The organism is Porticoccus sp. (assembly GCF_041592135.1).
GTDB lineage: Bacteria > Pseudomonadota > Gammaproteobacteria > Pseudomonadales > Porticoccaceae > Porticoccus.
Genome location: NZ_JBFHQR010000033.1, coordinates 1 through 19,176, shown reverse-complemented (window position 1 = coordinate 19,176; position 19,176 = coordinate 1). Strand labels below are relative to the sequence as shown.

The window sequence follows — 19,176 nt, the reverse complement described above, 5'->3', positions numbered from 1 at the left end:
CGCCGACATCGAATGGCTGAAGAAAGTGATCGTCGGCATCCGCAATATCCGCGGCGAAATGAACATCGCCCCCGGCAGGCCGCTGCCCATCTATTTCAACAATGGCAGCGCCGAAGACCAGCGCCGCCTGGAGGGCAACCGCCAGTTCCTGTCAAAGCTGGCCAACCTGGATACCATCCACTGGCTCAACGCCGGTGAAGAAGCGCCCATGTCCGCCACTGCGCTGGTGGGCAATATGGAAATCCTGGTGCCCATGGCCGGCCTGATCGACAAGGACGCCGAACTGGCACGCCTCAACAAGGAAGTGGAAAAACTGCACAAGGAACTGCAGCGGGTGCAGGGCAAACTCGGCAACGAGAGCTTTATCGGCAAGGCCCCGGCGGACGTGGTGGCCAAGGAACGGGAAAAAATGGCGGAAATGGAAGCGGCGCTGGGCAAATTGCAGCAACAGCAGCAGGCCATTGCCGCGCTCTGACTCTATCGACTAAATAGTCTGCAAATTAGAATCTGGCCCCGCCTTTCAGCGGTGGGGCCAGGGTCTGACCTTTCCTCAGGCCCCAGCGACAATGTTGCGCCACCGCAGGCCGGAATCACTCCGGCCGCATATGGGGGAACAGCAGCACATCCCGGATGGAAGGCGAATCCGTCAACAGCATCACCAGCCGGTCGATACCGATGCCTTCACCGGCGGTGGGCGGCAGGCCGTATTCCAGGGCGCGAATGTAGTCCGCATCGTAGTGCATGGCCTCGTCGTCACCGGCGTCCTTCTCCGCCACCTGGGCGCGAAAGCGCGCCGCCTGATCTTCCGCGTCATTCAGCTCCGAAAAGCCATTGGCGATCTCGCGGCCGCCGACAAAGAATTCGAAGCGGTCGGTGACAAACGGATTGCTATCGCTGCGACGGGCCAGCGGTGACACCTCGGTGGGGTATTCGGTGATAAAGGTGGGCTGATCGAGGCGGTGCTCGACGGTTTTCTCGAAAATCTCGATCTGCACCTTGCCCAGCCCCCAGCTGTCCTTGAGGGGAATATCCAGGTGCTCGGCGATTTCCCGCGCCCCTTCCGCATCGGCCAGCGCCGCCGGGGCGATGTCGGGGTTGAAATGCAGAATGGCATCAAACACCGAGATGCGGCGGAACGGCTCGGCAAAGTCGTAGCGGGTCTCCTGCAACACCTCGCCATCGGCATTCTTGATGGTGCTGACCACTTCGGTGGTGCCAAGCACCTCCTGGGCCATCTTGCGCAACATGTCCTCGGTGAGATCCATCAGGTCGCGATAGTCCGCATAGGCCTGGTAGAACTCCAGCATGGTGAACTCGGGGTTGTGGCGGGTGGACAGGCCCTCGTTGCGGAAGTTGCGGTTGATCTCGTAGACCCGCTCGAAACCGCCCACCACCAGGCGCTTCAGGTACAGCTCCGGGGCGATGCGCAGGTACATGTCGATATCCAGCGCATTGTGGAAGGTAACGAAGGGGCGCGCGGCGGCGCCGCCGGGAATCACCTGCAGCATGGGGGTTTCCACCTCCATGAACTGCCGGCCGTTGAGGTAGCGGCGAATAAAGTCGATCACCTGGGAGCGCACCCGGAACAGCTCGCGAATTTCCGGGTTGACGATCAGGTCCACATAGCGCTGGCGATAGCGCATTTCCTGGTCCGCCAGGCCGTGGTACTTGTCCGGCAACGGTCGCAGCGACTTGGTCAACAGCTGGAACTGTTCCATGTTGACGTACAGGTCGCCCTTGCCGGATTTGTGCAAGGCACCGCTGATACCGACGATATCCCCCAGGTCGACGCCCTTGGCAAAGGCGCGAGCTTCCTTGGTGACATACAACTGGATGCTGCTGGACATGTCCTGTAGCACCATGAAGGCGCCGCGGTTGCGGATCACCCGACCGGCCACGCTGACCTGCAGCTGCAGTTCTTCCAGCGCCTCCTTGGACTGCTCGCCGTACTGCAGCTGCAAGTCGCTGGCCAGATGCTGGCGGCGAAAATCGTTGGGGAAGGCACTGCCGCCGTCGGCCTCCGCCTGCTGGCGAATGACTCCCAGCTTGGCGCGGCGTTCGGCGATCAGTTTGTTTTCGTCGGCCTGGTCTGTGGTCGGTTTCTGAGTATCAGTCATCTTTCCTGCAACTTTCCTGCAACATGAATTGGGCCGGGGACATTACAGCCCGGCCTTGAGTGAGGCTTCGATAAAGCGATCCAGGTCGCCGTCCAGCACCGCCTGGCAGTTGCTGGTCTGGACATGGGTGCGCAGATCCTTGATGCGCTGGTCGTCCAGCACGTAGGAGCGAATCTGGCTGCCCCAGCCGATGTCCGACTTGCTGTCCTCCACCGCCTGGGCGGCCTCGCTGCGCTTCAGCATTTCCTGTTCGTACATTTTGGCACGCAGCATTTTCCAGCACTTGTCGCGATTCTGGTGCTGGGAGCGCTCGCTCTGGCAGGACACCACAATGCCGGAGGGCACGTGGGTCAGGCGCACCGCCGAATCGGTCTTGTTGATGTGCTGGCCACCGGCACCACTGGCGCGGTAGGTATCGGTGCGCACATCCGCCGGGTTGATATCGATCTCCACATTGTCATCGATTTCCGGGGAAACAAACACCGAGCTGAACGAGGTGTGGCGGCGGTTGCCGGAATCGAACGGCGACTTCCGCACCAGCCGGTGCACCCCCGTCTCGGTGCGCAGCCAGCCGAAGGCGTACTCGCCCTCGAAGCGGATGGTGGCACTCTTGATGCCCGCCACTTCACCGGCGGAGCACTCCTCCAGGGTGGTCTTGAAGCCCTTGTCGTCGCCCCAGCGCAGGTACATGCGCAACAGCATTTCCGCCCAGTCCTGGGCCTCGGTGCCGCCGGAGCCGGCCTGGATATCCAGGTAGGCGTTGCTGGCGTCCATCTCGCCGGAAAACATGCGGCGGAATTCCAGCTTCTCCAGCTGGGCGGTGAGCTGGGCGATTTCCACCTCGATATCCGCCACCGCGTCGGCATCGTTTTCCTCTGCCGCCATGTCCAGCAATGTGCTGGCGTCGGCAACACCGCTGTCGAGGTTTTCGATGGTTTCCACCACCAGTTCCAGGGAGGCGCGTTCGCGACCCAGCTGCTGGGCGCGCTCCGGGTCGTCCCAGACGTTGGGGTCGCCGAGCTCCAGCTCGACTTCGGTCAGGCGGTCTTTCTTGTTGGCGTAGTCAAAGATACCCCCTAAGCACGTCGGTGCGCACCTGGAGGTCTTCTAAAGCATTCCGAATCGGATTGATTTCCATGAATAAAGTGGCCAAATAGGTGTGGCAAAACAGGGGCGGGATTCTAACGGATTATGGCGGGGTTCTCTAGGGAGGGCCGATAGTTAGAGGGATTTGCCCGAGGCAAAAGTGGGTTGGTGGCGTCGAGGGGGAGAGGCATCGGCATGTTTGTACGGTTTGATTGTCACTTTTCTTTGTTTGCCCAAAGAAAAGTAACCAAAAGAAAGGGCACCCCCCGGTGTTGCGGCCTGCGGCTGCCCTCGCTCAAAATTCCTTGCTGCGGGTCGCCGAGACGCGACGTCCCTGTCGCGGCACGGCTCAAATGGACGTCCTGTCCATTTGCCCCGGCAAGCAATTTTTCCCTCGGCGCACCACAGGGGCTGTGGGTGCCACCCTGAAAGTTCGGCGCTATCGACAGGCTCGGCTAGTGGCACGATTTCCCCTCAGACCTGCCGAGCGAGAGAACAACACAGGGAGAATTGCACAGGACGTGCAATTCAGGCTTGCCGGGGCATGGACGCCCCGTCAAGCCGGCCCGTTGTGGTGTTCTCGCAGCGAGGGAAGCCCGCAGGGCCAGGTCTGCGGGGCGTGCTTTTTTGGTGACTTTTTTTGCACGAGCAAAAAAGTCACATAAAAACATTTACACAGAAGTAATGGCGTGATCTGCGCACTTTCCTTTGGGCACGCAAAGAAAAGTGACAAACCAGTGGAGAGAAAATCAGCGACAGTCACAGCTGCCATCAAGAACCACCGTCTAACCCAATTGATTCAAAATCCACCCCACCACCAGCACCTGCGGCAGCGACACCAGCGGCAGGAACAGGGCTATTTTCCAGGACCTGGTCAAATCGCGGATCACCATCACCTCGGTGTAGTCGGTGGCCACCCCCGCCATCAGGAAGGCAAAGCCGTTGCCCGGCGCGGCGGCGCGGGTGACGATATCCGCCGCGATGGGCGTGGAACCCTCGGAGCAGACCTCGATAATGGTGGCCGCCACCATGGTCAGCAGCAGGCCCATCAACGTCGGCCCGAACAGGGTCTGGTAGGTATCCATGGGCACAAAGGCGCGGATGGCGGTGGCCAGCACGATGCCGAAAAACAGCCAGCGGAACACCATCTTCGAATCCCGAACCCCGTCCTTCAGCAAGTTCAACAGCCCCCCGGGGGTCACCTTGATGGTTTTCAGGGCCGCCAATAACTGAGCGCCCAGACTGGCACCATTGCCGTTCTGGCCATCGGTGTGGGGGTTGGCAGGCAACACCCCCCGGCTCACCAGTCGGTCGAACACCAGCCCGGTGACCACGCCGATGGCCATCGATAGCAGGATAAAGGCCAGGGTCCAGCCAAAGCCGATCAAGGCCACCAGGATGATGGTCAGCGACAGGGAGTTCCAGGGGCTGGCGATCAGGAAGGCCATCAACTGGCCGAGGCTGGCGCCGCGCTGGTAGAGTTTGGTACCGACCATGAGGATGCCGTGGCTGCACAGGTCCAGCATCAGCCCGGCCAGCGTTGCCCGGGCAATGCCGCCCACCGTGCCGCCCCGGCCGAGGGCGGACATCACCAGATCCCGGGGCACCCGGTCGAGCAGGCCGACAAACAACACTGCCGCCAACAGGCCCCACCACATGCGGTTGATCAGTTCGTAGACCCCGGAGGTCATCACCACCAGCCACCGGGGCAGATCCGGGTGACCATCCAGCAACCAGTAGAGCACGTAACAGGCCAACACAATGACGCCGGACACCCACAACAGATAATCCGGCCGACCTGTTTCACTGTGGCAGGCGCCGCCCGCTTCGCCCTGGGCAGGTGCCGGACCACAACAGCCGCTTGGCATGGTCGGCTTCGGGGCCGGTTTCGGTGATGGTACGGGCTTGTCGTGGTTACAGCAGTCGCCCATGGGGTTCACTCCGAGTCGGTGGCGAGTTTGTTGATAATGGCACAGTGGGGGCTGTCATCCCCCGGACACTGTGCCAGCAGTGTGCTGAGCATGTCTTTCATCTCATTCAGTTCGCGAATATGGCGGTCGATATCCCGCACCTTCTCGGTCACCAGCTGGTGCACCTCCGCGCTGCGGCGCCTGGGGTTGGCCCACAGCGCCAGCAGTACCCGGCACTGGTCGATGGAAAACCCGAACTGCCGGGCGTGGCGCAAAAACCACAGCTGGCGGACATTCTGATCCGAATAATCCCGGTAACCGTTTCCCTGCCGCTGGGGCGAATCGACCAGGCCAATGCTCTCGTAATAGCGAATGGTTTTGGCATCCAGGCCGGTACGACCGGCTACCTCGCTGATTTTCATGGTCACCTCTACAGATTTGCCGCAAGCCTAAACCTTATACTTACTATAAGGTCAAGTCCGGGATGGCGATAGCGGCGTCCTTTCCAGTCCCCGCCCCTTCCAAACCAAATAACAGGCGGGAATCACCAGCAGGGTCAGCACCAGCGTGGTCAGCATACCGCCGATCATCGGCCCGGCAATGCGCTGCATCACCTCCGAGCCGGCGCCTCCGCCCAGCATGATCGGCACCAGGCCGGCCACGATGGCGGAAAAGGTCATCATGATCGGCCGCACCCGCTGCCGGGCACCGTCGAATACCGCCGTCTGCAAATCCGCATAAGTAAACACCCGGCCTTCCGCGGCCACAGTCTCGCGGAGACGCCGACAGGACTGGTTGATATACACCAGCATCAGCACGCCGATCTCCACGGCGACCCCCGCCAGGGCAATGAAACCGACACCCACGGCAACCGACAGGTCGTAGCCCAGCCAGTACATCAGCCAGAAACCGCCGAGCAGCGCGAACGGAATGGTGCCCATAATCACCAGCACCTCAAACAGGCTGCGAAAATTGAGGTACAGCAGCCCCATGATGATCAACAGCGTCAGCGGTACCACCGTGGCCAGCCGTTCCTTGGCCCGCAGCATGTATTCATATTGACCGGACCAGTTGATGGCATAGCCCGGCGGCAACACCACTTGCTCGCCGACCACCCGCTGGGCCTCGGCCACATAGGAACCGAGGTCGCGACCGCTGATATCCACAAAGGTCCAGCCATTGAGCCGGGCGTTTTCACTCTTGATGGCCGGCGGCCCATCCGCCACGTAAATATTGGCCACATCGGCCAGGGCAATGCGCTGGTTCATGCCGGTCACCAGCGGCAACAGGCGCAACTGTTCCACCGAACCGCGGTAGTTTTGCGGGTAGCGCAAATTGACCGGGTAGCGCTCCAGCCCCTCCACGGTCTCGGTGACGTTCATGCCACCGATGGCGGTGCGCACCACCCCCTGCACATCGTCGATATTCAGCCCGTAGCGGGCCGCCTGCTGGCGGTCAATGTCGATCTTGATGTAGCGGCCACCGGCGACCCGCTCGGAATAGACCGACGCGGTGCCCTGCACCTGGGGCAACAGCTGCTCCAGTTGCTTGCCGATCCGCTCTATCTCCAGCAGGTCCGGGCCGGAGACCTTCACCCCCACCGGGGTCTTGATGCCGGTGGCCAGCATGTCGATGCGGGTTTTGATGGGCATCACCCAGGCGTTGGTGAGGCCGGGGAAGCGGATCAGGCCGTCCAGTTCCCGGCGCAACGCCTCGGGGGTGAGCCCCGGTCGCCACTGCTCGCGGGGTTTCAGCTGCACGAAAGTCTCGATCATGGTGAGCGGTGCCGGATCGGTGGCCGTCTCCGCCCGCCCCACCTTGCCGAACACCGTCTCCACCTCGGGCACAGTGCGAATCAGCTTGTCGGTCTGCTGCAACAATTGCCGCGCCTTGCCGATGGAAATCCCGGCGTAGGTGGTGGGCATGTACATCAGGTCGCCCTCGTCCAGGGGCGGCATGAACTCACTGCCGAGTCGGCTGACCGGCCAGGCGCCGAGCAGCAGCAGGATCAGGGCAGCCCCCAGCACCGTCCTGGTGTGCCCCAGCACCCAATGGATCAGCGGGCGATAGGCCGCCGCCAGCACCCGGTTGAGGGGGTTGTGGTGCTCCGGCAGCACCTGCCCGCGGATCAGGTAACCCATCAACACCGGCACCAGGGTGATCGACAGGCCGGCGGCGGCGGCCATGGCGTAGGTCTTGGTGAAGGCCAGCGGCGCGAACAGCCGCCCCTCCTGGGCCTCGAGGGTAAAGACCGGCAGGAAACTGAGGGTAATCACCAGCAGCGAGAAGAACAGCGGTTTGCCCACCTCCTCGGTGGCCCTGCGCACCAACTCCCAGTGATGGTCGCCCTCCCGTTTCCTCTCCAGATGTTTGTGGACGTTTTCGATCATCACGATGGCGCCGTCCACCATGGCACCGATGGCGATGGCGATACCCCCCAGGGACATGATATTGGCGTTCAGGCCCTGCTGGTGCATCACCGCGAAGGCCGCCAGAATGCCCACCGGCAGGCTGAAAATCACCACCAGCGCCGAGCGGAAATGGTAGAGGAACAGCGCGCAGATCACCGTCACCGCGAGGAATTCCTCGATCAGTTTTTGATACAGGTTATCGGTGGCCCGCTCGATCAGCGACGAGCGGTCGTAGGTGGTGACAAACTCCACCCCCTCCGGCAGGCTGGCCTTCAGCGTCTCGAGCTTTTGCTTCACCCCGGCAATGGTTTTCTGGGCGCTCTCGCCGAAGCGCATCACCACAATGCCGCCCACCACTTCACCCTCGCCATTGAGGTCGGCTACCCCGCGGCGCAACTGTGGGCCCACCGTGATATCGGCGACATCCCCCAGGGTCAGGGGCGTACCCCGGTCATTCAGCCCCAGGGGTATCTGGGCGATATCCTTGACCCCCTGTAAATAACCGCTGGCGCGCACCATGTATTCCGCTTCCGCCAACTCCACCACCGAGGCCCCCACCTCCTGGTTGGCGTGCTGGATGGCATTGCTGATATGGGCCAGCGGCAGGTTGTAGGCCCGCAGCTTGTTGGGGTCCACCACCACCTGGTACTGCCGCACCATGCCGCCGACGGTGGCGATTTCGGACACCCCCGGCACGGTCTGCAGTTCATACTTGAGGAACCAGTCCTGCAGGCTGCGCAGCTGTGCCAGATCGTGCTGGCCGCTGCGATCCACCAGGGCGTAGGCGTACACCCAGCCGACGCCGGTGGCGTCCGGTCCCAGCTGGGGCTTGACCCCGGCGGGCATATCCCCGGCCACCTGGCTCAGGTATTCCAGCACCCGGGAGCGGGCCCAGTAGAGATCGGTGCCGTCCTCGAAAATCACATAGACGTAGGAGTCACCGAAGAAGGAGTAGCCGCGCACCGTCACCGCCTTGGGCACCGACAGCATGGCGGTGGTCAGGGGATAGGTCACCTGGTCCTGCACCACCTGGGGCGCCTGACCCGGAAAGCGGGTCTTGATGATGACCTGTACATCGGACAGATCCGGAATGGCATCCACCGGGGTGTGGCGCAGGGAGTACAGTCCACCCACAGACAGCAGCGCGGCCAGCAGCAGCACGATGATCGGGTTCTGGAGCGACCAGTTGATAACGCGATTGATCATGACTGCCCCCTCAGTGCTGGTGCGTGTGGCTTGCGCCAGCTTCGCCCATGCGCTCCAGCTCGGCATCGAGATTGGATTCGGAATCGATCAGGAACTGACCGGACACCACCACCTCATCGCCCTCCCGCAGACCGTCGAGAATTTCCACCCGGTCGGCACTTTCCATGCCGGTCCTGACCGGCACCGAGCGATAACTGCCCCCGGCCATGCGCATCACCACCCGGTCCACCTTGCTGCCGCGAATCACCGCCTCCCGCGGCACCGACAACCGCGCCCGACCGTCGCCGGCCTGGATGTCCAGTTGCGCGTACATATTGGGGCGCAGCCGCCAGTCGGCGTTGTCGAAGCGGATCCGCAACTGGGTGGTGCGGGTCATCTCGTTCAGTTCCGGGTAGATATATTCCACCTGCCCGGACCAGACCTCACCGGGATAGCTGGCCAGGGTCATGCTGACCGGCTGGCCCGGCGCCAGCCAGCCCGCCTGGCGCTCGAGCACTTCGGCGATCACCCAGACGCTGTCCAGCCGACCGATGGCCATCATCTCCAGTGACGGCGTCACAAACATCCCCTCGCGCACCTTGAGCCCGGTGAGAATGCCGCTGCGCGGGGCGGTAAACAGAACAGCCTGTTGCGCCCGGCCACTTTTTTCCAGTGCCGCGATATGCCCGGCATCCAGCCCCAGGGACAGCAGGCGCTGGCGGGAGGCATCGATCAAACCCCGACTGTTGCTGCGCCGCGCCGCCAGATAGTCCTCCTGGACATTGACCAGGGCCGGGGAGTACAGCGCGAACAGCGGATCGCCCTGGCTCACCCGATCGCCGACGCTGGACACCGCCAGCCGCTCCACCCAACCGTCCACCCGGGTGTGCACATGACTGAGCTGTTCCTCGTCCAGCTGGATGTAGCCCACCGTCGTGATCAGCCGGGCCAGTGGTCCGGAGGTGACCGAGCCGATTCGAACACCGAGGTTCTGCTGCACCGCGGGGCTAATGCTCACATCCCCCTGCGGCGCCTCATAGACCGGCACCAGGTCCATACCCATGGGCGATTTGCCGGGCTGATCCCGGCGGAAGTTGGGGTCCATGGGCGCCACCCAGTAAAGCGGCTCTCGCTCCGCAGCGGACTCACCCGACCCCATGCCCGGCCGGGCAAAACCGCCACCCAGCCAGTAACCGCCCAGGGCCACCAGCACGACAACAATCGACAACAACAACTTATTCATAACGGCTACCCTCCTCGGTGGGGGACTGCTCGGGCAGCAGGTAGTAGACCCCTGCCAGGGATTGGTAATAGCGCTGCAGGGTCTGCTGGTAATCCAGCTCCAGCTCCAGCCGCACACTGGAGGACTGCATCACATCGGCAAAGTCCGCGGCGTCGCTGCGGTAGGCCTGCAAGGCGGCATCCGCCTGCCGTTCGCCCAGCGCCAGCAACTGCTCCCGGTACAGCGCCAGGCTGCGCTGCAGTTCGCGCACCTGGGCGAGACCGCTGACCAGCGAGGCATTCATTTCCGCCAGCAGATCGGCGCGGCTGATCCGCATCGCCTCCAGGCGGTGTTTTTCCGCCCGGTACTGGCGATCCTGGCGATTGGCGGTAAACAGCGGCAGGTCGACGGTGATGGCGGCGGAAAAGAAGTCCGGCAAGCGGTCGCCCGCCATATCTTCCGCCTCGCGGCGGGCGTAACTCATCTCCAGCCCCCAGTTGGGCTTGTAGCGCTCCCCCGCAATATCCAGTTGTGCCGCCTGCTGACGAACCCGGTAATCGCTGGCCAACAGTCTCGGGTGGCCGCTGGCCACCGGCCCGGCAACGGGCGCCAGCCAGTGTTCCGGCCACTGGCTGTCCAGCTCGCCGTAGGCGGCGTCACCGAGCCAGCGGGACAACCAGGCCCGCTCCACGGCGAGCTGCCTGTCCGCCGCCAGCAGCCGGTTATCCAGCTGGCCCAGCAGCAGCTTGGCCCGCAAATAGTCCTGCTGGTGTTTCCGGCCGGTCTTGTAAAAAGACAGGGTGACCTCCACCAGCTGTTCAAACACGGGGCGGTAATCCCGCAACAGCTGCCGACTGCGGGACCAACCCGCCAGAGCAAACCAGTGCTGGCGGATCTGCTGGCGCAACTGCAGGGCGGCGTCACCCCGCTCGGCCTCCACCTGGTCGGACTGGGCCACCATTTTCTGCTGCCGCAGCGCCCGGGTATCACCCGCCGGGAACTGCTGGCGCACGCCGACTTTTAACTGGGTCATCGGCTCCTGGTCGATATCCCAGGTGTCCACCGGCAGGTTGGCACTGGAGAGGATCAACTGGGGATCGGGCAATTGCCCCGCGAAGGTCGCCTCTTCCCGCAGCGCCAGTGATTGCTCGGAATCCGCCTGCAGCCCCAGGTCCTGCGCCAGGGCGATCTGCTCGGCCCGGGGCAGGGTCAGGGTTGCGGCGGATACCCCGAGGGGCACCAGGGTGGCGAGAAGCAACAGCCAAAATGAATGGGTTAACCTGTACATAGTGTTCGCTCACAGCAGTAGAAAAACCGGCCCGAAAGCAGGCCAATAAAAGCGAGGAACTACAGGTTAGTTAATCCAGCCAGACACAATATCGCTGGTGCAGGGGAGGCCCGGTGGGGGGAACCGGAGCGTAATAAAGCCGCGGGGGCGACGGCAACACCGCCGCCAGCAAAAACAGCAGGCAGCCGACAATGGCAAAGGCCAGCAGATCCATGAACGGGTATTGCACCGGCAGTTGATGTCCCTGCAGCGCATCACAGCAGTGGGAGGCCCCGGCGGCATCCGTTGCCCCGTCACCCTGGTGGCTCGCCATCATCTGGTGGGCAGCGTGATCCATGCCCGCATCTGGCCCCTTGTCGGGCAGCAGGGGCATCAACCCGCACAGCAGTATCCAGCCCATCAACAGGGCGGCAACGACGGTGCGGTATTTTGCGGCGGTCTTTTTCACGGGAATCACTATAAACCTTACACCGGGTAGAGGGTCAACCTTTTGTCCTTAGGTTTGAGTGTAGTCAATCACCCTGCCGAGGGTGGCTTACAACCCGGACAGCACCTGTAACGGCGGCCTGGTTACCGCCTGCCGGGTATAGGCCACGCCCAACGCCCCCACCAGCAGCGCACCCAACAATGGCCCCGCCAGCCACAGTTCGAGATGCAGCCCAAAAGAGGCTGTAAACATCCGCTGTTGCAACAGGAACAATGCCAGCTCGGCACCGCTGGCCGCCAGTGTGCCGGACAGCGCCCCCAGCGCGCCAAATTCGAGCGACTGAACGGCCAGAATGCGCCGCCCGGTGCTGCCCAATGTCCTCAGGATGGCACTTTCCTGCAGGCGCTCGCCCATGGACAGCTTTACCGCCGCCAGCATCACCAGCACCCCGCAACCGAGCATCAGCAGCGTCATCAACTCCAGTCCGTGGGTCACCTGTGACACCATGGTGCGAATCCGGTCGATCACCATATCCAGCTCGATCACCAGCACCGTGGGGTACGCCCTGAGCAATTTATTCACAAAGGGTTTCTGTCCCTGTGGCAGGTACAGGCTGGTCATGAAAATACGCGGGAATTTTTCCAGGTAACCCTCGGGAAAGAGGATGTAAAAATTGGGTGTCATGGTGTCCCAGTTAAGGCTGCGGATGCTGGCAACCACCCCCTCGAAAACCAGACCACCCACACTGAATGTCAGCCGGCTACCCAGGCTCACACCAATTTCTTCCGCCAAATCCTGTTCAATGGAAATGGGGGCCCCGTGCTCGCCATAGGGGTTGGCAACATCACCGGGTTGATCCCACCACTCGCCCGCCACCAGCTGATTGCCCTCCGGCAACTGGCTGCTCCAGCTGAGGTTCAGCTCCCGGCGCAGCGCCTCGTTCCCCTCCACCAGCTCCTCCGGCGGTGGCTGCCCGTCGATCAGGGTAATGCGCCCGCGCACCAGGGCATACCAGCCAACACTGTGGAGCTGGTTATCCGCCAGCAATTTTTCCACGCCGGCCAGTTCGTGGGGCGCCACATTGACCAGGAAATGATTGGGCGCATCCTCAGCCAGTTGCCAGCGCCATTCCTGCAGCAGGGACGTGCGAATCATCACCAGGGTCATCAGGATAGCCATGGCACTGGCGAACCCCGCCAGCAGCACCAGGCTCTGCACCCGCCGCCGCCACAAATTGCCCAGGGCCAGGCGCCAGAGACTGCCCGCCCGATGGCCCAGGTGGCGCAGCAGGCGCAACAACAGCCAGCCCGGCCCCATCACCGTTGCGGCGGTCAGGGCCAGGCCACCCAACACCGCCATGGTCATGGCGAGACTCTGGCTGTACCACAGCAGCATGGCGGCGACCACGACAACACCGATCAACAGTCGCCCCATTGCGCCCACCAGCTGCACCGGCACATCCCGGCGCAACAACACCAGTGGCGACAGCGCGGGCAAGTGCCAAAGTGCCGGCAGGGCAAAGCCCAGCAGACACAACAGTCCGGTGGCCAGCCCCGTCAGCCAGGGCCGCCAACCGGGCGCGGGCAGATTGACCGGCAACAATTCCCGCACCAACAGAATCAATACTTCGTGGATCACCCACCCCAACAGCAAACCCAACAGGGAACCCAACAGCCCGAGCCACAGGATTTGCTGCCAATACAGCGCGCGTACCCGCCGGGCCGACAGGCCCCAGCTTTTCAACAGCGCGACCGCAGTGGTCTGCCCCACCGCAAAATGGCGGCTGGCCAACGCCAGCGCAATACCCGCCAGCACCACACCCAGGCTGCCCGCCAAGAGCAGGAAGCGCCGACCCTGAGTCAGGGTATCCGTCAGCCCGGCCTGCGCCTCGTCCGGCGACAGCAGCCGGTCGTGTTCGGCCATTTTGGGCGCCAGCCAGGATAGGTAGTCAGCCAGCTCATCATCGCCCGCTGCCAGCAGCAACCGGTAATTGACGCGACTGCCCGGCTGAATCACCCCGGAGGCAGCGAGATCGGTCCAGTTCATCAGCACCCGTGCGCCGAACAGGGAAAAGGAGCCACCGCGATCCGGCTCCTCGACGATGACACGGGTCGCCCGCAGACTGACCTCGCCCACATCCAAGCGATCACCGAGGTTCATGTTAAGCAGCGGCAACAGGCGGCTATCCACCCAGGCTTCTCCGGGCGGCGGTCCGCGATCCACCTGCTGAAATTGTTCCGGTTTTGTTGCAAAGGGCGTTTCAGAGAGTGTCAGCACACCGCGCAGAGGATAGTTATCCTGCACTGCTTTCACCGCGGCGAGATGGTTATGGTCACCGCGGTAAACCATTGAGGCGAATAACGCCGTCTCGGCCGTCATCACCCCCCGCTCATGTGCTTCCGCAAGCCATTGCGCGGGGATTGCCCGGCTGCTGCGCAGCTGTGCATCTGCCGCCAGAAAATGGCTGGACTCCTTCACCAGCGCCCGCTCCACACGATCCGCCAGCAATGCCACCGAGGTCACCGCCACCACCGCCATCACCAGCGAGCCGAAGATCAGCCCCAACTGGCCGCCGCGCCAACTGCGCCACAACAGTTTCAGGGCCATCATCAGGGGTCGACCGGCAGTGCCGTCTCGCCGTTGAGCAAACGGCCACCGCGCAATGTCACCCGGCGGTGGCAGCGGTTCGCCAACACCGGCTCATGGGTCACCAGTATCAACGTGGTGCCGGCTTCCCGGTTGAGCTGGAACAGCAGGTTATTGATGGTCTCGCCGGTGGCGGTATCGAGATTGCCGGTGGGTTCGTCGGCAAACAGAATTTTCGGCTGGCTGGCAAACGCCCGGGCCAATGCCACCCGCTGCTGTTCGCCGCCGGAGAGCTGCCGGGGATAGTGATGCCAGCGCGCGGCCAGCCCCACCCGCTCCAGGAACCGGCGGGCGGTATCCAGCGCTTGGGCGTCGCCGCGCAATTCCAGCGGCAGGGCGACATTTTCCAGGGCGGTGAGGCTGGGCAGCAACTGGAAGGACTGGAACACAAACCCCACATAGCGGGCGCGCATGGCGGCGCGGCCTTCCTCATCCATGGCGGTAATGTCTTCACCATTAATTTGTACTTGTCCGGCACTGGGCAAATCCAGCCCGGCCAGTATCCCCAACAAGGTAGATTTTCCAGAACCGGAAGGGCCGACAATGGCCAGCGCCTCACCCTCAGCGACAGCCAAACTGATGTCGTCAAGAATGCGCAGAGTGCCTGCGGAGGTAACGACTTCTTTAACGATATGATGGGCTTCAATCATAAAATTTTCCTTCATCCATCCTGGCGAGCGACCTCTTCCATTTACTGTCAAAGGGCCTAGACTGTACCAGTTCTCAACTACCATCAATACTTTCTACATGCCAATACTTCGCGGACACAGATCCCCGGTTATCACAGCACTGCGACGTTTTATATTCGCTCTGTCACTGCTGCCACTAAGCAGTTTTGGCGCCACGCTACTGGTGCTGGGTGACAGCATCAGCGCCGGTTACGGCATAGATCGCGGCAAGGGCTGGGTCGAACTGCTGCAACAGCAACTAGGGGACGACCACCGGGTGATCAACGCCAGTATCAGCGGCGATACCACCGGTGGCGGATTGTCTCGGCTGAAGACCCTGGTAGAGGAACACCACCCGCAATTTGTGCTCATCGAACTGGGGGGTAACGACGGTCTGCGCGGCTATCCTGTTCTCCGCATGAAGCAGAATCTGCGGGCCATGATCGATCTCAGCCGCCAGTGCGACGTCCAGCCCATCCTGTTTGCCATGCGTATTCCGCCAAACTATGGCAAACGCTACAGCGATCAGTTTGCCGCGGCTTATACGGAGCTGGCCGAAGAGGAACAGGTACCGCTGTTGCCCTTCCTGTTTGACGACATCGCCAGCGACAGCAACCTGCTGCAGGAAGATGGCATTCACCCCACCGAACAGGCACAACCGTTGATTACCGCGCGCGCGCTCAAACTGCTGAACCCGATTCTCAACGGCGACAAACACTGATCTGCCTGCTGCCGCCAGCGAATCTCTGCTAGAATCCGCGGCCTTGCCCACTCGTGCGAAACCCGACCCCATGACCCTGATCCGCCTCGACGACATTTCCATTGAATTCGGTGATGTGCCACTGCTCATCCACGCCGACCTGACGGTGGAACCGGGGGAGCGAATCTGTCTGATCGGCCGCAACGGCGCGGGCAAATCCACCCTGCTGAAAATCATCAGCGGCCAGATCAAGCCGGACCACGGCGAACTGCACTTCCGCCAGCACCTGCGCATCAGCCAGCTGGAACAGGCGCTGCCCGGTGGACTGGAGCGCAATGTCGCCGATGTGGTGCGCGAGGGCCTGGCGGATCAACAATCGCTGATCGACCAGTTCCACCACCAGTCCCAGCAAACCCTCGACAAGGCGGGCATGCGAGCGCTGGAGGATTTGCAGTCCGCCATCGATGCCGGCGGCGGCTGGCAAGTGGACAAGCAGGTGGAAACCATCATCAGCCAGCTGGAGCTGCCCGCCCACAAAACCCTGGCGGAACTGTCCGGCGGCTGGCGCCGCAGGGTGTCCCTGGGCAAGGCGCTGGTCTCCAACCCTGACGTGCTGTTGCTGGACGAACCCACCAACCACCTGGATATCAGCACCATCGAGTGGCTGGAACACCGGGTGCGCAGCTATCAGGGCGCGGTGATCTTTATCACCCATGACCGCAACTTCCTGCAGCGGCTCGCCACCCGCATCGTCGAGATCGACCGCGGCCACCTGGTCAGCTGGCCCGGCAACTACCAGAACTACCTGCGCCTCAAGGAGCAGGCCCTCGAGGAAGAGGAAACCCGCAACGCCCTGTTCGACAAGAAACTGGCGGAAGAGGAAGTGTGGATTCGCCAGGGCATCAAGGCCCGCCGCACCCGCAATGAGGGCCGGGTGCGGGCACTGGAAGCCATGCGCGGCCAGCGGGAGCAGCGCATCAAGCGCCAGGGCAAGGCGCAAATCAGCGTTGAAACCGCCGAGAACTCCGGCCGCAAGGTCGTCGAGGCCCGCAGCCTGTGCCACAGTTACGGCGGCCAGCAGCTGATCAACAACTTCAAGATCAAGATCATGCGCGGTGACCGCATCGGCCTGATCGGCAACAACGGCGTCGGCAAATCCACCCTGCTGAAAATCCTGCTCGGCCAGATCGAACCGGAAGCAGGCTCCGTCAAGCTGGGCACCAACCTGGAAGTCGGCTACTTCGACCAGACCCACCGGGAGCTGGAAACGGACAAGACCATTGCCGAGAACGTCGGCGACGGCAAGGAATACATCAAGCTCAACGGCAAGGAGCGCCATATCATCGGCTACCTGCGCAACTTCCTGTTCTCGCCCAAGCGCGCCATGACCCCGGTCAGCGCCCTCTCCGGCGGCGAGTGCAACCGCGTGCTGCTGGCCAAACTGTTTACCCGCCCCACCAACCTGCTGGTGCTCGACGAACCCACCAACGACCTCGACGTGGAAATGCTCGAAGTGCTGGAAGAACAGCTGGTGGAATACCAGGGCACCCTGATCATCGTCAGTCACGACCGGGAATTTCTCGACAACGTGGTCACCAGCGTGCTGGTATTCGAGGAAGACGGCCGCATCGAGGAATATATCGGCGGTTTCAGCGATTGGGAAAAGCGCGGCAAGCAGCTGAAAATTGCCGACACCCTCGACCACCCCTCCGGCCACCTGGTCGACCACGACACCACCAGCCAGGCCAAGAAGAAGCCCGCGGCGGGCAAGCTGAGCTACAAACTGCAGCGCGAGCTGGACATGCTGCCGGACCTGATCGACCGGCTGGAAACCGAGATCGCCGCGCTGGAAGAACAGTCGGCCGATCCGGACTTCTTCAACCTGCCCTTCAGCGAAACCCAGCCCATTCTGGATGCACTGGGGGCCAAGCAGATGGAACTGGACCAGGCCGCCGAGCGCTGGGTGGAACTGGAAGAAATGAAGGGTTAATTTTCCGGAAAAAATTCACAACACAAAAATGGCTTTTTTATTGCCAAAAAAGTATTTCTTATCAATGTAATTATCTGAAATTATTATAATAACCATGCCGAAAAGTCATGCTTTTCCGCATGGTTTTTAGATAGCCCTTTCTAAAAATTCTCGCCATGATCGACTCAATGCCAAGGCAAAAGCCGTTGGCAGCAACGCGCTTCAGCGACCGTTTCTTCATCACCGGGCGCCCGGCGCACCACTGACAAACCAGCTATCCGGAGGGGACACGGCCAACAGCCCAGGTTCTGAACCACAACCCTCTCTTTACGCTTTATCCCGTCAGTCGAAATACCGAGCTCAGGCATTCACAACTTCACTGCGAGGAATGGCCATGACAAAACATCTGAATCATCTGATAACCAGGGGCATGACAGTTGAAATCATGGACCCAAAACACACCGAGTCAGCGCACCCGGCCACGTTTATGGGCGAGGTGTGCCAGTGCGACCAGGATCACGTGCTGGTCAAGGATACCGAGAACCACATTTACGACGTGTTTCTCGATGAAATTCTCTGCCTGATGAACTACCAGAGCAGCGCCTCCCGCTACTGCCTGCGCGTCAGCGACCAGGGCTACGACGTGTTGTGTATCCTGCCCACCGGTTTCATCGAAACCCTGGCAACAGAATTGGATTACACCACGGCGACCCATGTGGTTGAACTGCTCTCCAAACCGGTGCAACTGCAAAAGGTTGCCGCCTGAGCACCACCGGGGGCGGCGCTTGCGGGCATAACCGTAACCAGGCCGCTCCATTGACCGAGACCGCCGCAATGGCCGCGCACACTGGCGGCCATTTGGCGGCACGGATGACCGACTTAAACCCTTTCACGCGCCACTCACCGATTTTGTAGCAATATGCTACAATTTGCCTGACTGCGACTTCCTGCAAGGGTAATCATCATGGCCAAAGCGAAATCCCCCGTGCGCCTGGACGAGCGCCTGATGTCCCAGGCCACCGTGGCCGGGGCCGCCTTTCACCGCAGTGCGGCGGAACAGGTGGAATACTGGGCCAGCATCGGCCGCGCCGTGGCCGAGGTAGTGGACGAAAACTCACTGATCTCGGTGCTGTCGGGCACCGCCCGCATCAAGGCCGAGAAAATCCGCGCCCCCCGGGTGGACCCCGACCGGGTGTTCGACACCCTGGAGCGGATGCGCGACAGCGGCGAGCTGTCCCGCCAGGTCAGCGGCGCCAAGCTGCGCTACCAGGCTTCACAACAACATCCCGGCTTCCTGGAACAGATCGACCCCGCCGGCCGTGTCACCGTCGGCAAATACCAGGATGGCCAGTTTATCGCCGCACTTCCTGGCGAGAGACCCTGAGCCCCTGCCCCGTATAGCCCCAATCCATGACTAAAGCCCCCAAAGAACGGGCCAAACGGCCAACGCCGGAAAAACCCAAACAGCTGTGGGTGCTGACCGGCGGCAACGGCGCCGGCAAGACCACCTTCTACAACCACTTTATCCGCCCCACCGGCCTGCCGCT

14 protein-coding genes and 1 pseudogene are annotated in these 19,176 nt (G+C 62.1%); 5 read left to right on the top strand and 10 right to left on the bottom strand.

Going from position 1 to position 19,176, the window contains the following annotated elements:
- A pseudogene (locus tag ABY948_RS05115) lies at window positions 1-475 on the top strand (valine--tRNA ligase); the annotation flags it as partial.
- A gap of 115 nt (window positions 476-590) precedes the next feature.
- Here ABY948_RS05115 and lysS read toward each other — a convergent pair.
- From lysS to ABY948_RS05065, 10 genes are all read right to left on the bottom strand, one after another.
- Window positions 591-2,117, bottom strand: a complete 1,527-nt coding sequence (gene lysS / locus ABY948_RS05110) for a lysine--tRNA ligase (RefSeq protein WP_461481437.1) — start codon at window positions 2,115-2,117, stop codon at window positions 591-593.
- 42 nt (window positions 2,118-2,159) lie between these two features.
- A protein-coding gene (prfB, locus tag ABY948_RS05105; protein WP_461481436.1) for a peptide chain release factor 2 occupies window positions 2,160-3,255 on the bottom strand; the annotation gives its coding sequence in 2 pieces (ribosomal slippage) (window positions 2,160-3,182 and window positions 3,184-3,255; 1,095 coding nt in all).
- 733 nt (window positions 3,256-3,988) lie between these two features.
- Entirely contained in the window at window positions 3,989-5,071 is a 1,083-nt protein-coding gene (locus tag ABY948_RS05100; RefSeq protein WP_461481435.1) for a permease, read from the bottom strand.
- A gap of 68 nt (window positions 5,072-5,139) precedes the next feature.
- Complete coding sequence (gene cueR / locus ABY948_RS05095) at window positions 5,140-5,535, bottom strand: Cu(I)-responsive transcriptional regulator (protein ID WP_461481434.1); 396 nt, start codon at window positions 5,533-5,535, stop codon at window positions 5,140-5,142.
- Between the two features lie 51 nt (window positions 5,536-5,586).
- Complete coding sequence (locus ABY948_RS05090; RefSeq protein WP_461481433.1) at window positions 5,587-8,730, bottom strand: efflux RND transporter permease subunit; 3,144 nt, start codon at window positions 8,728-8,730, stop codon at window positions 5,587-5,589.
- Window positions 8,731-8,740: 10 nt separating this feature from the next.
- Window positions 8,741-9,952, bottom strand: coding sequence for an efflux RND transporter periplasmic adaptor subunit (locus ABY948_RS05085; protein ID WP_461481432.1), 1,212 nt, complete (start codon window positions 9,950-9,952; stop codon window positions 8,741-8,743).
- A complete protein-coding gene (locus ABY948_RS05080) occupies window positions 9,945-11,219 on the bottom strand; it encodes a TolC family protein (RefSeq protein WP_461481431.1) in 1,275 nt (424 codons plus the stop codon). Before ABY948_RS05080 ends, ABY948_RS05085 begins: the two co-directional genes overlap by 8 nt.
- Before the next feature lie 70 nt (window positions 11,220-11,289).
- Complete coding sequence (locus ABY948_RS05075) at window positions 11,290-11,667, bottom strand: hypothetical protein (protein ID WP_461481430.1); 378 nt, start codon at window positions 11,665-11,667, stop codon at window positions 11,290-11,292.
- Between the two features lie 87 nt (window positions 11,668-11,754).
- Complete coding sequence (locus tag ABY948_RS05070; protein WP_461481429.1) at window positions 11,755-14,256, bottom strand: ABC transporter permease; 2,502 nt, start codon at window positions 14,254-14,256, stop codon at window positions 11,755-11,757.
- A complete protein-coding gene (locus ABY948_RS05065) occupies window positions 14,256-14,942 on the bottom strand; it encodes an ABC transporter ATP-binding protein (RefSeq protein WP_461481428.1) in 687 nt (228 codons plus the stop codon). Before ABY948_RS05065 ends, ABY948_RS05070 begins: the two co-directional genes overlap by 1 nt.
- Window positions 14,943-15,039: 97 nt before the next feature.
- Between ABY948_RS05065 and ABY948_RS05060 the strand changes: the two genes are divergently transcribed.
- The 4 genes from ABY948_RS05060 (at window position 15,040) to ABY948_RS05045 (ending at window position 19,013) form a co-directional block, all read left to right on the top strand.
- The gene (locus ABY948_RS05060; protein WP_461481427.1) at window positions 15,040-15,681 is read left to right on the top strand and encodes an arylesterase; all 642 of its coding nucleotides are present in this window, start codon (window positions 15,040-15,042) and stop codon (window positions 15,679-15,681) included.
- Window positions 15,682-15,724: 43 nt separating this feature from the next.
- The gene (locus tag ABY948_RS05055; protein ID WP_461481426.1) at window positions 15,725-17,650 is read left to right on the top strand and encodes an ATP-binding cassette domain-containing protein; all 1,926 of its coding nucleotides are present in this window, start codon (window positions 15,725-15,727) and stop codon (window positions 17,648-17,650) included.
- A gap of 373 nt (window positions 17,651-18,023) precedes the next feature.
- A complete protein-coding gene (locus tag ABY948_RS05050) occupies window positions 18,024-18,395 on the top strand; it encodes a hypothetical protein (protein WP_461481425.1) in 372 nt (123 codons plus the stop codon).
- Window positions 18,396-18,593: 198 nt separating this feature from the next.
- The gene (locus ABY948_RS05045) at window positions 18,594-19,013 is read left to right on the top strand and encodes a TA system antitoxin ParD family protein (protein ID WP_461481424.1); all 420 of its coding nucleotides are present in this window, start codon (window positions 18,594-18,596) and stop codon (window positions 19,011-19,013) included.
- Window positions 19,014-19,176 lie beyond the last annotated feature (163 nt).

What these genes read in the sequence shown, in the direction of transcription:
- cueR (WP_461481434.1), bottom strand. Translation starts at nt 5,535, where the DNA reads ATGAAAATCAGCGAGGTAGCCGGTCGTACCGGCCTGGATGCCAAAACC.
- ABY948_RS05060 (WP_461481427.1), top strand. Translation starts at nt 15,040, where the DNA reads ATGCCAATACTTCGCGGACACAGATCCCCGGTTATCACAGCACTGCGA.
- ABY948_RS05085 (WP_461481432.1), bottom strand. Translation starts at nt 9,952, where the DNA reads ATGAATAAGTTGTTGTTGTCGATTGTTGTCGTGCTGGTGGCCCTGGGC.
- ABY948_RS05045 (WP_461481424.1), top strand. Translation starts at nt 18,594, where the DNA reads ATGGCCAAAGCGAAATCCCCCGTGCGCCTGGACGAGCGCCTGATGTCC.
- ABY948_RS05050 (WP_461481425.1), top strand. Translation starts at nt 18,024, where the DNA reads ATGACAAAACATCTGAATCATCTGATAACCAGGGGCATGACAGTTGAA.
- ABY948_RS05070 (WP_461481429.1), bottom strand. Translation starts at nt 14,256, where the DNA reads ATGATGGCCCTGAAACTGTTGTGGCGCAGTTGGCGCGGCGGCCAGTTG.
- ABY948_RS05090 (WP_461481433.1), bottom strand. Translation starts at nt 8,730, where the DNA reads ATGATCAATCGCGTTATCAACTGGTCGCTCCAGAACCCGATCATCGTG.
- ABY948_RS05065 (WP_461481428.1), bottom strand. Translation starts at nt 14,942, where the DNA reads ATGATTGAAGCCCATCATATCGTTAAAGAAGTCGTTACCTCCGCAGGC.
- ABY948_RS05080 (WP_461481431.1), bottom strand. Translation starts at nt 11,219, where the DNA reads ATGTACAGGTTAACCCATTCATTTTGGCTGTTGCTTCTCGCCACCCTG.
- ABY948_RS05100 (WP_461481435.1), bottom strand. Translation starts at nt 5,071, where the DNA reads ATGCCAAGCGGCTGTTGTGGTCCGGCACCTGCCCAGGGCGAAGCGGGC.
- lysS (WP_461481437.1), bottom strand. Translation starts at nt 2,117, where the DNA reads ATGACTGATACTCAGAAACCGACCACAGACCAGGCCGACGAAAACAAA.